General features: G+C 45.9%; 11 protein-coding genes. 8 read left to right on the top strand and 3 right to left on the bottom strand.

Annotated elements, in window-relative coordinates:
* Nucleotides 1-118 precede the first annotated feature (118 nt).
* The 7 genes from BC792_RS06330 to BC792_RS06300 all read left to right on the top strand — a co-directional run bounded on the left by BC792_RS06330 (nt 119) and on the right by BC792_RS06300 (nt 9,458).
* Nucleotides 119-3,277 carry a SusC/RagA family TonB-linked outer membrane protein gene (locus tag BC792_RS06330; RefSeq protein ID WP_170249979.1) on the top strand — a complete coding sequence of 1,053 codons (3,159 nt, stop codon included), beginning with the start codon at nt 119-121 and terminating at the stop codon, nt 3,275-3,277.
* A gap of 9 nt (nt 3,278-3,286) precedes the next feature.
* On the top strand, nt 3,287-4,930 hold the full coding sequence (locus BC792_RS06325) for a RagB/SusD family nutrient uptake outer membrane protein (RefSeq protein ID WP_148908145.1): 1,644 nt from the start codon (nt 3,287-3,289) through the stop codon (nt 4,928-4,930).
* 28 nt (nt 4,931-4,958) lie between these two features.
* A complete protein-coding gene (locus BC792_RS06320) occupies nt 4,959-5,654 on the top strand; it encodes a hypothetical protein (RefSeq protein WP_148908144.1) in 696 nt (231 codons plus the stop codon).
* A 34-nt stretch (nt 5,655-5,688) separates the two neighbouring features.
* Nucleotides 5,689-6,681 carry a DUF5007 domain-containing protein gene (locus BC792_RS06315; protein WP_148908143.1) on the top strand — a complete coding sequence of 331 codons (993 nt, stop codon included), beginning with the start codon at nt 5,689-5,691 and terminating at the stop codon, nt 6,679-6,681.
* Between the two features lie 104 nt (nt 6,682-6,785).
* Nucleotides 6,786-8,198, top strand: coding sequence for a DUF6055 domain-containing protein (locus tag BC792_RS06310; protein ID WP_148908142.1), 1,413 nt, complete (start codon nt 6,786-6,788; stop codon nt 8,196-8,198).
* A 31-nt stretch (nt 8,199-8,229) separates the two neighbouring features.
* On the top strand, nt 8,230-8,385 hold the full coding sequence (locus tag BC792_RS06305) for a RagB/SusD family nutrient uptake outer membrane protein (protein WP_211357483.1): 156 nt from the start codon (nt 8,230-8,232) through the stop codon (nt 8,383-8,385).
* A 74-nt stretch (nt 8,386-8,459) separates the two neighbouring features.
* On the top strand, nt 8,460-9,458 hold the full coding sequence (locus BC792_RS06300) for a 2-hydroxyacid dehydrogenase (RefSeq protein WP_148908140.1): 999 nt from the start codon (nt 8,460-8,462) through the stop codon (nt 9,456-9,458).
* Nucleotides 9,459-9,467: 9 nt separating this feature from the next.
* On the opposite strand, the gene BC792_RS06295 is transcribed toward BC792_RS06300, so the two are convergent.
* Nucleotides 9,468-10,502 (bottom strand): LacI family DNA-binding transcriptional regulator, encoded by a 1,035-nt coding sequence (locus BC792_RS06295; RefSeq protein ID WP_170249978.1) that lies wholly within the window; start codon nt 10,500-10,502, stop codon nt 9,468-9,470.
* A 579-nt stretch (nt 10,503-11,081) separates the two neighbouring features.
* Here BC792_RS06295 and BC792_RS18475 point away from each other — a divergent pair.
* Nucleotides 11,082-11,267 carry a hypothetical protein gene (locus BC792_RS18475; protein WP_211357482.1) on the top strand — a complete coding sequence of 62 codons (186 nt, stop codon included), beginning with the start codon at nt 11,082-11,084 and terminating at the stop codon, nt 11,265-11,267.
* A gap of 91 nt (nt 11,268-11,358) precedes the next feature.
* Here BC792_RS18475 and BC792_RS06285 read toward each other — a convergent pair whose 3' ends face one another.
* A complete protein-coding gene (locus tag BC792_RS06285) occupies nt 11,359-12,306 on the bottom strand; it encodes a hypothetical protein (RefSeq protein ID WP_148908137.1) in 948 nt (315 codons plus the stop codon).
* A gap of 21 nt (nt 12,307-12,327) precedes the next feature.
* A complete protein-coding gene (locus tag BC792_RS06280) occupies nt 12,328-13,908 on the bottom strand; it encodes a RagB/SusD family nutrient uptake outer membrane protein (RefSeq protein WP_148908136.1) in 1,581 nt (526 codons plus the stop codon).
* Nucleotides 13,909-13,910 lie beyond the last annotated feature (2 nt).

The raw sequence follows: 13,910 nt of genomic DNA, 5'->3' as shown, positions 1-13,910 counted from the left end.
AAAGGGAAGTCTACTAGATCGGTCAAGTGGTAATATAACATAGCTGTTTTATCCATTTGCCTGAGACATGGTGTGTGCGGGACAGATAGCTATTAAATTAAACTTTAACGTCAAAATTATGAAAAAACAGAAAAGAAGACCTCCTAAAATTATTCTGCACGGGGTGATTTCCTTTTTGACACTACTGGTGTCCACCGTTGTCTTCGCACAAACAACGTCCTATTCGGGGACGGTAAAAGACGAGCGTGGAGAACCAATTGCAGGGGTCAGCGTAAAAGAGAAAGGAAGTTCAAACGTGGTTCAAACAGACGGATCGGGAAACTTCAGTATCAGCCTCAGTAAACAACAGGCGACGTTGGTTTTTACCTTTGTCGGGTATAAGCAACAAGAGCGGACGGCAATGCAGGGTACACCGTTACTCGTTGTGTTGAAAGAAGATGAAAGCAGTCTGGAGGAGGCGGTAGTTATAGGCTACCAGTCCGTAACGCGAAAAAAGAACACAGCTGCGGTTTCCACGATTTCCGGTAAAGAGCTGGAAAATATTCCTGCTGCGAGTTTTGAGACCATTTTGCAGGGCCGGCTTCCCGGCGTGAACGTACAGAACGTTAGCGGGGCACCTGGAAGTATGGGAACGGTTTATGTACGGGGGTCTACCGGACTTAGTAATACGTATGATGAAGCACAGATTTTGAGTAGTCCTTTGTACGTAGTGGATGGTATTCCACAGCCTACCGAACAATATTCCAATCTTAACACCGGTACGGGGACAAATTTTCTAGCCGGATTAAATCCGAATGATATCGAGTCGGTCTCTGTTCTACGTGATGCATCTGCCGCCGCTATTTACGGTTCCCGTGCGGCCAACGGCGTGATACTGATTACGACCAAGAAGGGCGGGGTTAGGGAGCCGACGGTTTCCGTTAACGGCTACTCAGGACTTACTATGCGACCTGAGCTACGCGATGTGGCACTCGGAAGCGCTGAGCGTGCCCAGAAAATGTCGATTATAGAAAACCAGCTCAATTATATGGAACGCGCTAATTTGCCGTTTATTCTTACGGATAGTTTAAATCCCGCGTTTAACGGAAACACGAATTTTCAGGAGATGTTCTATCAAAAAGGGCTCTTGAAGAATCTCGATCTAAGCGTTAATGGTGGCGGTGGCAACTCGACATACCGTTTTAGTGGTAACTATTATGATGAAGAAGGGATAATTAAGCAGACTGGATTTACCCGGTTTGCAACCCGACTGAATCTTATGACAAAGGCCGTAAAAGAAAAGGTCAGCATTAATCCGATTGTCTCTTATACGCTTATCGATAGGCCGAGAGGAAACGGTAGCGACACCAACCCTTTTCCCTGGAACGCGAATAATATGCCTTCGTCTCTTTATAATCTTTCGGACGCACGCCGTGATTATTATATGGGTGTATACGACGGCGATCTGGACAAGAACATAACGAGCCAGTTAAGCCTCAACCTGAATGTAAACGTCAATCTATTGCCAAAGTTGATCTTCACCTCGCAGACGGCTTTTCAGTATAATACTGGGCGAAGAGATTTCAGCCGGCCGAGTATGCTCAATAATTACCTAGGGAACTCTTCCGACTCATGGACCTCTGCACAGGAAAACTGGCGTACATCTAATTATCTTAACTATGTCGACAAGTTTGGAAAACACTCGCTGTCAGTGCTGCTCGGACAGGATATTGAACACGATAAATATCAGGTAACCTCGGCATGGGGTTATTATGGTAGCTCTGATCAGGTAAAAGTAGTACAGGGTTTTATGCAGGATTATCAGGGCGGATATTCAGATTATCAGGCGTGGGGATTGCTGTCGTATTACTCAAGACTCAGTTATGATTTCGATGAACGCTATATTTTGTCTGGAAGTATACGGACTGACGGGTCGTCGCGGTTCGGGAAAAACAATAAGTTTGGTTGGTTTCCTTCGGCTTCCGCGGCCTGGCTACTATCCGAAGAAGCATTTCTCGAGGATCACGCCAGCATTTCTCTGTTGAAACTGAGAGCTAGCTACGGTACTACCGGCAATTTACCCCGGCAGAACTATTTACCGTATAATATGTATAGAGTAAATGCTGGAGGCTACGCCGGAAACGACAACGCGCCCTCTTACAACGGAGTGATTGCCATTACTCCCAATTTCGTTAACGGCGTGGCTCAGGATAATCTGACCTGGGAGAAAGGTAGAAGCTGGAATATCGGAACAGATGTTGAGCTTTTGAACGGCAAATACAGTTTAAGTGCGGATATATATAACAAGGAAACGTATAACCAGCTTTTTGCTGTGCAACTGCCGGTGAGTACCGGCTACGATTACGCGATGACCAATTCGGTGGGTGTCCGGAACGCAGGTGTGGAGCTCGTGATCGGGGCAAACCCGCTGTCGCGGACCAGCCCAGTGAACTGGAGATCCAATTTTAACATTTCTTATAACCGAAATCAGATCATGAGCCTTCCTAACGGTGGACGGGACCTGGTGATGTCAGGAGACCGATTCGACGCATCGCACATTCTTTCTATCGGGAGTCCTATTAACGCGTTCTATTTGTTTCAGACATTAGGGGTGTATTCTTCCATTAATGATGTCCCCGTGAACCCCTATTCGGGCGAGTTATACGGTAACGGAGGCCCATACGGAGCCGGAATGTTTCATTTGAAAGATTTAGATGGAGACTACTTCCTGGATTCGTATAGAGACGGTATTAATCCGGACAAAATGCCGATAGGCGACCCTAATCCGAAATGGACAGGGGGGTGGACCAACACATTTTCGTATAAGAACTTTAGCCTTTCGTTTTTTCTGAACTTCACATTAGATAGGGACATTTTGAACCTGTACGAGGCAGATGCTTTCGCGACAGTGTTTGATAACGGCCAATTTGCCGTAAAAGCTTATCCAGATCTAAGCAAATATGATATCTGGCGCCAGGACGGCGACAAGGCAGAATACGCAAAAATTGATATGGGAACGTACCGATATTATTATACGTCAGCGCAGACATTCTTTTTGGAAAATGGAAGCTACATCCGCCTGAAAAATGTAATAGGATCTTATGACTTCGGTCGGGCGCTGTTATCCCGGCTCGGTATTAACCGCCTTCGGGTGTACGGTATCGTTGACAACTTGTTAACATGGAAGGCTTCCAAAAAATTGCCGGATCCTGAAGCGGTAAATCAATATGGCGAATATAATGGATTTGGCTATCCCATGCCTAGGAAGTTCACATTTGGATTGGAGATCACTTTATAACATACAATCATGAAAACGAAATTAATACAGATATTGTCCCTCTTGTTGTTTGCATCTTTATGTTCTTGTAAAGACTTTCTCGAAGAGTTTCCCCGAAACTCGACGCATGTGGGAGAATTTTGGCAATCGGCAGATGATGTCAGCAGCGCCGTCGCCGGCAACTATGCCCTGTTACGCGATGCGGTTACCAGCGGCAATGCAAGTAATGTGCCTCGATACTATTTATACGGCGATGGTGTGCCAGCCAGTTACTTTGAAATTCAGTATTCCGGAGACGGATTGGAAGGAGTGCAGACAGGCGACTTTACATGGCGCTATACAATCGAATCATACGGAGACTGGACGAAGTATTATAAGGCCATTGCCATGAGCAATCTTATCTTAGAAAAGGTGTCAGCAATGGATGTCGAGTCTTTTACACAGGTAAACAATCCGATGCGTTTTAAAAACGAAGCTTTAGGACAGGCTTACTTTATCCGCGCTCTGTGTTATTTTATGCTTACTCGCGTGTGGGGAGACGTGCCTCTGGTATTACATAGTGAGGAAGATCCTATAGGAGCACAGCAATTGGGAAGGAGACCGAAGTCGGAAATATTATCACAGGTTGAAGGCGACTGTCACCGAGCCGCGGGCTTGCTCGACTGGAGTTACAGCAGTCAAGGAGCAGCTAAAGTCACAGCTAACAAAGGAGCCGTGTATGCGTTATTGGCGCATATGTATCTATGGAGGGCAACAACGACAGAGCTTGCATCTGCCGAGCCTATTATGTCCGATGTTAACAGCGCTGATTCTACTATTGCAGCTATAAAATCGTTCGGCGGCTACGCGCAGGTGGATACCGCAAACTACTACAGAACCTTTGTTGGTAAGTCCAGCGATGGTATCTTCGAAATCGCTGCAAGCGAGGAACATTTGGAGGGCTCGTCTACCCATATCGGGATGTTCTTTTTACGCGAGGCTCATGTACCCTTTTACAGTGCAACGTATTCTCGTTTTTTTGTTAAGCCAACCTACTTATCACAGCACTACAAGCCAATGCCAACTGGTCCGGAGGATTGGGTATGGGTAGACGGCCACTGGTGGTGGAATGAGCCAGCTTGGAGGTGGGATTGGATTGAGGGGCAGTGGGTGTTGCAACAGGTAATGAATGATCGTGTCACGGACGTCCGTTACCTGAAGAACTTTACCGATCTGGGAGGTTCGCAACCAACTTGTATCAAATATCATAACGTCGTGCCAATAACTCAAAACAGCGTGCGATTAAGCAACAATCTCATTATTTTCCGGTACAGCGACATGCTGCTGCTGGAAGCGGAGATAGCCCTTTATAAAAACAATCTACAAAAGGCCGCCGACATCATAAACGGCTTTAGAGAGCGGAATGATCCGTACGCAAAGTGGAGTCCGATTGACTGGACAACGACGACAAAGGATAATCTGATGTATGAATATGTTATAGAGCGAGGTAGAGAGCTGTATCTGGAGGGCCATAATTATTACGACCTGATCCGAACACGGCAATATCCTCAGTTCATTACCTGGTTGTCGCCGGCACGCTTCGTTCAGGGCGGATTTTATTGGCCGGTTTCTCCTAACTTATTTAAGAATAACCCAAACCTTACCCAGACGAGCTATTGGATAGGCAAGATATAGCGGATCTGACACTTAAAACAGCAAAGAAATGAAAAAACTACAAATAGTATTGATATCGCTTATAGTAGTCCTGTTTCACATGGTTTCATGTGAAAGCGATGATTATATTAATGACGGTGGAAAATCGCAGAGGTACGTTGATATGACGACGTATGATTTTCTAAAGTCTCATGGAAAGTTTGACTCGCTCGTTGCGATTATCGACCAAGCAGGGTTGAAAGAAATGGTTAATGCTCCCAATACTACATTTTTTGCTTGTACCGACTATAGTGTTGCTCCTTATGTAGCGGCCAAAAAGCAAAAAAGGGTTGTCGAGGTAGGAGATGAAAACATCCAGTTCGGTATTAAGAATATCTCGGCACAGGAACTGGATTCCCTAAAAATGTACATGTTTGAAGGAGCTTTTATTCGTGAGTTTCTCACCCGCGAGAATCAATATTTTACGAGTCGTTACGGGACCATGAATAACACCCGGTTTTTAATAAAGCTACGACGTGTCACAGCTTACAGTGATTACTTGGACTATGTCGACTATGTAAATTTCACGCGCGTGAGAGGAACCTTGGATAGCGAACTTCCCCCTGGACAGGTTATTCTGCCACAAGAGCAGGATCAGTCGTTCGATTGCCAAACGTCCGACATCATAACAAAGAACGGCGTAGTAAACGTGCTTTCCGATAACCATCGTCTGATGTTCAATGGCGAATCTACGGGAGGTAATTGATGTATAACTTAACTGTTGTAAAAACTATTTACATATGAAAATAAAGAGCTTTGCGGTTTTGATGATAAGTTTATCGTTGGGACTCGTGTCGTGTGAAAAAATTGAAAAAGGATTTATGAGTGATAACCCGCGCTACGTAAACGGAACCATTATTGTCCCCCGCGGCAAAATCTATGCGGCTTCGGAACGGATTAATGCGGACGGATCCACACCTCCATACAGCTTCAAATTGTTGAATCTCCGGCATAAAGATACCGGCGAGCCCGCACCAACCGAATTTTTTACAAATTATGAGGTGCTTATGTTTAAGCAGGGGGAAGTGTTCGATGCAGCGAAAGATACAACTGTGGAGCTTTTGAATGCTAAACGGGAGACCGTAAGCACACCCCCTTTCGTATTTAACAATGTAAGCGGTCAACTGGTATTTAACCGCTCCTCGGCTAATTTGCCACTGGGCGATTACATTTTTGATATAGAGATGTCGAATGTGAAAGCGACAAGATTATTCCCCGAGTTCGGCGCAATTAAGGTCGTGGATCCTTCTCTAACTGATTTCTTTGAGGTGACCTATCAAGCTGCCACAGGATCAGACGATTCGGAAACGTTTTTTAACACAACAGCTCCCCAAGTTTCATGCGAACGCATATCCGGGGAAGGGGCACGGGTGATCTTGAAGATCGTGGATAAGAACGGTGTCCCATTTGACCCTTCGGGCGGAGAGGTTATCCGAAGGGGAGACAGACCTACGTTTGAAAGCCATGTTAAGTTTAATCCGGTGGTAGAAACTGATACTGCGCTGATTTGCGACTTTGAAGTGGCTCCGTTTCCTTTAACTATTTACCATGATGGTGTTACAGATTGGGGTTATCTTATATATTATCGGATTCCGAAAAGATTTGCCAAGATAGATGAATATAATACGTCCCTGAACATCAACCCGGTTTTTGGTTTTCGGGTATTGATGGAAGGCACTTATATCGTTACGGTAAGGCTACCGTCCGTCACGCGAATAGGGGCGGGTACATGAGCCACCTATTTGCAAACATAATCTTACTGCAAAACTCGGTTTCTCCGCCGAAGAGCTGCCCGGCTCTGGAAAGAATATGAATGGTTTAAAAATATACCAAGAAAATGAAAAAAAAGATATTTTATATTTCGCTGACAGTATTTGTCGCTACTATGATACTGTCTTGCAAGGATACAGAAATTGATGAAATAGCATATGATATAAGTAACTTGCAACGACCAGTGCCGATAGGCAATGGGACTGGAGACCAAAAGCAACTGTATCTCCCGACGAGTGGTATTTGGGACGTTCCGGCCAATAACGATTTCAATGATTATAACAGCAAATATAGCTTGAGCCGGCGTTTTGAATCTGCTAATCTGGCTTTGCTGTGGGATAGGGAATTTGGGAGCGATCTCGCCGCTACAACAGGTGCGAATGTGGCGAACGTATTAGGTGCGCTGGAGGGCTTTTACGACTACTATGCAAACCAATTAAAATTCGTTGACGTGGGAAACTCCTTGACGGATAAGTATAAGATGGTTTGTTTCGTCCGCGGAGGTACCGACGGTACGGCTTACGGCGGAGGTGCCGCGGATTCGGTAGGCATGTTGTGGATGCCGGCTTCGAGGCTCGGCGCTCCGTATACTACGTTGGCACACGAACTCGGTCATGCTTTTCAATATATGGTACATGCGGACGGTAATTGGGGATTCTCTAACAATCCTGTAGGCGGCATTGGACAGTCTATTTTTGAGGTAACCTCGCAGTTCATGACCATGATGTTATACCCCGATTTAATGACGATTGAAAATTGGCATCTGGTAGAATTTATGAACAATACGCATCTGGCATTTCTGCACGAAAACATGCGTTATTCTTCACATCAGGTACTGACATATTGGACCGACAAATACGGACTAGATATGGTTGGAAAAGTTTGGCGGCAAGCTGTTCGGCCTGAAGATCCTGTCGCCACGTACAAACGTATACAAGGTATGAACCAAGAGCAATTCAATGACGAAATGTTCGATGCGCACCGTCGGTTTATTACTTGGGATATACCCTTGATAAGAATCGGAGAGCGAAGAAAATATGCGAATCAGCATTTTACGACGCTATACGATGTAGGAGAGGGGTGGTATCGCATAACTCCGGCGAAATGTCCCCAAAACTATGGATACAATGGGATCCGATTGAATGTGCCCCCCGCGAACACAACAGTACACCTCGATTTCAAAGGCTTAGCCGGTGCGGCCGGGTATCGATCGATAAAAACAGATAAAGCCGGATGGCGTTACGGCTTTGTTGCTTATAAGAGCGATGAGTCGCGGGTGTACAGTGATACGTTTTCCGCCAGCGAGGGAACTGCGTCATTTGTAGTTCCTGAAAACACGACGTACCTATGGTTGGTGGTGAGTGGCGCTCCTACAGAACACTGGGAGCACATATGGGATGATAAGGATGAAACAGATGAGCAGTGGCCTTACCAGATTAAGTTGACAGGAACAAGCTTGTCGCCGGCTATGATTGAATAACGGGATGACAAGGGGACGTCAAAGAACATCTGTGGAAAAATCAGTCATCATCCGGTTGGGCGTATTCGAGACGAAACCGTGGTTCAATCATAATCCGCACCCTAATGCGATCAGCAGGACATTGTTCCCGATTCCGAACGATGAGCTTAACAAGAATCCCAAACTAACGCAAAACCCAGGCTATTAATTGTGCTGTCAGATTTTTTATTTGATAATAAATTGATAGTTAGATAGAAAAGCAATTCTTCTTATCTTTAAAGTATGAGAATTGCTTTTTTTTCGACCCAGCCCTACGACCGCGTGTTCTTCGAACGGGAGAATACCGCAGGATATTTTAACTATCAGTTTTACGAGACGCACCTAGGCCCACATATTGTGCAGGCCGTAGAGAACGTTGATGCCGTTTGCGTATTTGTGAATGATCGCGTGAATGAAAATGTTATTCAGGTTCTTGCAGAGAAGGGCGTCAAGGTTATAGCGTTGCGGTGTGCGGGTTTCAACAATGTAGATCTGGAGGCTGCAAAGAGGTATGGAATGGCGGTCTGCCGTGTGCCAGCCTATTCGCCCGAGGCGGTGGCGGAGCATACAATGGCGATGTTGCTAACATTGAACAGAAAAATACATAAAGCGTATAACCGTGTGCGTGAGCAGAATTTTTCCCTAAACGGCTTACTGGGGTTTAACCTCTATGGGCGTACCGTCGGTGTCATCGGAACCGGGAAGATAGGAAAGGCGTTTTGTAGAATAGCTTTGGGATTCGGCTGCCGGGTAATGGCTTTCGATCTGCACGAGGATGAAGAACTTAAACAGGCAGGGGTGTCGTATGTACCGCTTGAGCAGGTATATAAGGTATCCGACATCCTTTCTTTACACTGTCCCCTGACACCGGAAAATAGGCATCTTATCAATAAAGAGTCGCTGGAAATGATGAAAGAGGGTGTTACTTTGATCAATACAAGCAGAGGCGGCCTTGTCGACACGTGGGCAGTGGTGGAAGCCCTTAAAAGCCGGAGGCTCGCCGGGTTGGCTATAGACGTATATGAGCAGGAAGAAAAACTGTTTTTTAAAGACTTAAGCGGCACTATCATCGAGGACGATACGATCCAGCGGCTGATGAGCTTTCCGAACGTGCTGATAACGGCGCATCAGGCCTTTTTCACCGAAGAGGCGCTAACGCAGATCGCCCGTATCACCTTGCAAAATCTTCAGGAGCTGGGCAGGGGGGAACGTCCGTCGATTTCCCAGGCTTTGCTGGCTTAATCGACCGAGCTATATGTCTGTCGACGCCCGAAAAGTAGTCGTCGATGCCAGCAGGAAGTTCTGATAGGGGATATTCCGTCTATCATTTTTGCTGTCGATGAGTTTTAGCAGCAGTTCAAGGGCAAGCTTCGCCATTTCGTGTGTGGGCTGCCTGATCGTCGAAAGAGGAGGATTAAGATAATTGCTGACGTTAGTATTGGTGAACCCAATTACGGCCACATCATGGGGGACATGGAGCTCCAGAGAAGCAAGTACGCCCAATATTTTTATGGACAGGGTGTCCGTAGCACCCACTACGGCATCCGGCAGATGCCCCTGCTCCCGAAAGCCATGGAATATCTTTCGTAAATCGCTATCGATATCTTCACACGGATCTTGATAGTCGGCGTAAATAATATACTCTTCACGCACAGGAATCGCGTAGTTGTGCAGTGCGTTTTTATAACCACGTATGCGGTCCTTCGTATTCCCAATGTCTTTTCCACACAGTAGCGCAATTTTTGTACGGCCTTTTTTTATAAGTTCTTCTGTTGCTTTATAAGTTTCCATACTATTGTGAATACCTATCTTATAGGTGTTCAGTCCGTGATGAATGCGGTCAAAGAGAATAATGGGGCAGCTGTGGTGGTGGATGTGTGTCATCAGTTCTGTATTCGAAGTTTCGTGGGCAGGCGAAATGATGATCCCCGCTACGTTTTGATGTAACAGAAACTCCAGCGCCTCCTTTTCCTGTGTTTCGCAGTTTTGCGTCTGAAACGGCAGCAGCGTATATGAACGGGGCAGAACCTGTCTATACATCTCATCGACAAAGTCGAGAAAAAACGGACTGGAGAGAAAGGGTATAACAACCCCGATAAGGTTTGTCCTGCCTGTTTTTAGGTTCTTTGCGAACGTATTGGGACGATAATGATGTTTCTCAGCGTAAGCTAACACTCGCTCCCTGGTCTCTTTTTTGATCTCATGGCTATTATTCAACGCCCGCGAGACGGTTGCCGGCGAGATATTTAGCGCTTTTGCGATGGTTTTTATATTCACTAGGCCCATAGTGGAGTATTTTTGTTTACAAGCACACAACTGCCAATGCATTCCACTCTTTTCTAACGATCAATAGATGCCTCTTCCGTCACGTTAAGTGTTTGTTTTACGTTTAATTTAATTTCTATATGTTGGTCAGGAAAGAAAGAGCAGCTAAGCTATTGGCTAACCTACGATTCAAAGATATAAACAAATATGATATGTTGACCAAGTTCATGACTTTAGGCCTGTTAAGTATCGGTTTGCATACAGTCACCGGCGCTCCGTCAGTATAGACGTTTATACTTAACAGGACGAGGAACAGGAACGCGCGTACAGATGACGGGCGAGGGGCAGTGCAGTAAGCGTTTTACGCAACAGGTACATTATGGCCTGGAATTTGTTTGTAATTATAGAGAGAGAACAGCAAAAGCACGGCGGAGTAAGTACGCTTTACGCCATATGCTTGTTAAAGTGTAACTAGAGAATAATTGATGAAAAAAATTTTAGGATTTATGTTGGTAGGAATGATCGTCTTAAGCCTGTCATCCTGCTACACACACAGACACCCCCACGGACATGTACCTCCGGGAAAGGCAAAAAAAATTTATGGCAGTAAATCTGCAAAGCGGCACGCGCCTGGCCAGAAGAAAAAGAGACACAAAAAAGGTAGGCATCACCATAGACATGACGTATACATCCCTATTGGGTGGTAGTACAGGGGTCTTCCCCTGCTTCCCCGTATCAACTTTCGGACAACAGCCATCAGTCGAAAAACAAGGGTTAGAAATCTGATATCAGCACAATCAAAAATCCTTTCCTCAGGCCGAAACATTGGCGGCAGGAGGAAAGGATTTAAGTGTAAGGGGGTGACGAGTTTAAGGACTTAGTTTATTGCGCCCAATTTTATGGAAGACCCAAAATTACAAGCGCTGCAGCCATCTTGGCCAAATAAGCCATCCGTACCCGAACAGGCGTTGAAATTCCAGTAGTCGCGGTTTCTGTATAATGGCCCCTTACCGACAGTGCCCCAGTTGCCGTTGAAACTAAAATGTGGGTTGTTGCAGTCCATGTGTACCAGGTTTCCTGCGGTTGTCGTTTCATCTTGCGGACCGGCCGGATTCCGATAATCTCCCCAATAACTACATTCGTATCCCGGTAATGTCCACGATCTGGAGTTGTGGTAGGAGCCATGGGCCAATTTGCCGACGAACACGGTGATAATATCGTTCACATTTCTATTTCTCCAATCTATAGTATACCAGCCCCCGTGTTGGAAATACGTCACGGAAATGACCTTATTAGCTTCCGTGTCGACCTGTACAATGACGTGTTCCCAATCATAGTCATGCCCACCTAGGTTTGAAAAACAGTTACTTTGGATGTTATATGTCCACCAATAGTCGATAAACACCCGGTTAGGCCGGCTGGGGTGCTGCTGCACTTCATAATATGTAGGAAAACTCAGGCTGCTTGGCGAGTTTCTGTTTACCATAACGAGCTGCCCGTCGCACACGATGCTGGCTGGATCGCTGTTAGCCCAGACGGTCTCTACGCTCGTCGGATAATCCGGAGCTGCCCGGTCGAATTTTAATAACGGAGCAAAATTCTGCGCCAACAGTTGTGCCCTGTTTCCGGTTATTTTCGTGTTGCTTTCTGTACATTGTGCGCAGCGGAATTGGGCGCCGGTTTGTGCAGCCTCGACAAATTCGGTTGTGTATCTCTCCTCTAACCTGACGTTGAGGTCATCCATTTTGTTACATTGAACAAATAAGAGTGCTGCTATCAAAGCACCGACAATTGTGATCTTCATTTTTGATGTTAGGTAGTTCATTTTTTTTGTTTTTATAGGTGATTAATATCCGTTGTTCTGTGTTAACAGTGGGTTGATAACGCGTTCGCTATTAGGAATAGGAAACAAACGTTTATTGACATCTTTGTCCTTTTTATACCCCCAGGAATCCTCAAACTTACCGTAACGGATCAGGTCGTTGCGGCGCCAACCTTCCCAGCTGAATTCTCTAGCCCGCTCTTGAAGAAGGATTTCGAGATTCACGTCCGACAATACGGTGGCTTGACGTACTTGTCTCAGTTCGTTCACCAAGGTTAGCGGAGTCTGATCGTTGGTAGCTGCAGCACCTCTCAATAACGCCTCAGCCTTAATTAATAAAATGTCGGCGTACCTAAATACAGGTACATCATTGCTAGCATTGCGGTCGATGGCATTCGGGTCTGGCGCGTACTTGATATTCCGATATCCTTTTGCCCTTCCGAGTTCATCACCTCCGGCCTCAAACAGAGCTTCGTTGATCAATGTGACCTTCGGTGTGAATTCCAAATGATAGTCGATGGCCTCTCCTCCGTCTGCACCAGTATAATTAGCATCTAACCCCCGTTTTGTTGTTCTTATGATAATCGGATTTCCGGCGTTATCATATTGCTTTCCGGTGAGCCAGGATTGCGTACGTATATCGTCAGGATCGTTAAAATTCGCGTAATATTCCGGTGTGGTACTCGCCGGTCCGCTGATGCGGAAGTTGAGATTATATTTCTGTTGCAGCGCATAGTGTAAGCCATACCACGTAAACTGTTGGCCACTGGCCTGTGCCCAGTCATAGGGAATGGCAAAGATGAATTCCTTGGTGTGCGGGCCGTTGTTGGCTGCAAACATCCCAAAAAAGTCTGGGTTAAGGTCGTACACTCCCGAGGAAATGACGTGATCGGCAGCTTCTACTGCATCCTGATAGCGCTCCTGATTTGTGTACACTTCGGCGTTTAGGTACATCTTGGCAAGTAATGCGTATGCCATATACTTCGTTGGACGGCCATAGGTAGACACCGATACCTGGTCTGAAAGGTGTGGAATCACTCCAATCAATTCGCTTTCTATAAATTCAAAAATCTCCTTTCTTGATTTTTGTTCGGGAAGCTTGCCGCTTCCAAACTCGACACTTAATGGAATATTGCCATAGAGATCCATCATAAAGAAAAACGCCAGTGCGCGGATGGCCCGTACTTCAGCTTCGACCTGTGCCTTGGCGTCGCTGTCCGGAGCAGCAGCGAAAAGGGCCAGCACTTGGTTACTTGTGCTGATAACGCCATATCCCCAACGCCATACTTCTCCTACCTGAGGATGATCAGCATTCCAGGAATGGAGGTGGAGTTGCTGAAACCGTGCTCCGTCGTACCAGCCGCCGGCCCGTGCAGGCAATATTGCTTCGTCCGTGCTAAGCGTCTGGAGATGCCAATATGTTGTAGAATATAAGCCACGGAGTTGTTGGTACACCGCTCCTGATGCCAAAATGAGCTGGTTCTCGTTCGAAGGAAAATTGTCTGGCGTTAGTTCATTTTCTACAGGCACCTCTACATCTGTACAACTTTGCATTAAAACAGTCAGAAAAAATGGGATGATTGTAAATATTAGTTTAAATTTCATCG

The organism is Sphingobacterium allocomposti (assembly GCF_008124885.1).
GTDB lineage: Bacteria > Bacteroidota > Bacteroidia > Sphingobacteriales > Sphingobacteriaceae > Sphingobacterium > Sphingobacterium allocomposti.
The sequence above is the reverse complement of the archived record's forward strand: the minus strand, read 5'-3'. Positions and strand labels throughout refer to the sequence as shown.

Excerpts from the sequence above, each read along its gene's own strand:
- BC792_RS06330 (WP_170249979.1), top strand. The coding sequence starts at position 119 with ATGAAAAAACAGAAAAGAAGACCTCCTAAAATTATTCTGCACGGGGTG.
- BC792_RS06325 (WP_148908145.1), top strand. The coding sequence starts at position 3,287 with ATGAAAACGAAATTAATACAGATATTGTCCCTCTTGTTGTTTGCATCT.
- BC792_RS06320 (WP_148908144.1), top strand. The coding sequence starts at position 4,959 with ATGAAAAAACTACAAATAGTATTGATATCGCTTATAGTAGTCCTGTTT.
- BC792_RS06315 (WP_148908143.1), top strand. The coding sequence starts at position 5,689 with ATGAAAATAAAGAGCTTTGCGGTTTTGATGATAAGTTTATCGTTGGGA.
- BC792_RS06310 (WP_148908142.1), top strand. The coding sequence starts at position 6,786 with ATGAAAAAAAAGATATTTTATATTTCGCTGACAGTATTTGTCGCTACT.
- BC792_RS06300 (WP_148908140.1), top strand. The coding sequence starts at position 8,460 with ATGAGAATTGCTTTTTTTTCGACCCAGCCCTACGACCGCGTGTTCTTC.
- BC792_RS06295 (WP_170249978.1), bottom strand. The coding sequence starts at position 10,502 with ATGGGCCTAGTGAATATAAAAACCATCGCAAAAGCGCTAAATATCTCG.
- BC792_RS18475 (WP_211357482.1), top strand. The coding sequence starts at position 11,082 with ATGGCAGTAAATCTGCAAAGCGGCACGCGCCTGGCCAGAAGAAAAAGA.
- BC792_RS06285 (WP_148908137.1), bottom strand. The coding sequence starts at position 12,306 with ATGAACTACCTAACATCAAAAATGAAGATCACAATTGTCGGTGCTTTG.
- BC792_RS06280 (WP_148908136.1), bottom strand. The coding sequence starts at position 13,908 with ATGAAATTTAAACTAATATTTACAATCATCCCATTTTTTCTGACTGTT.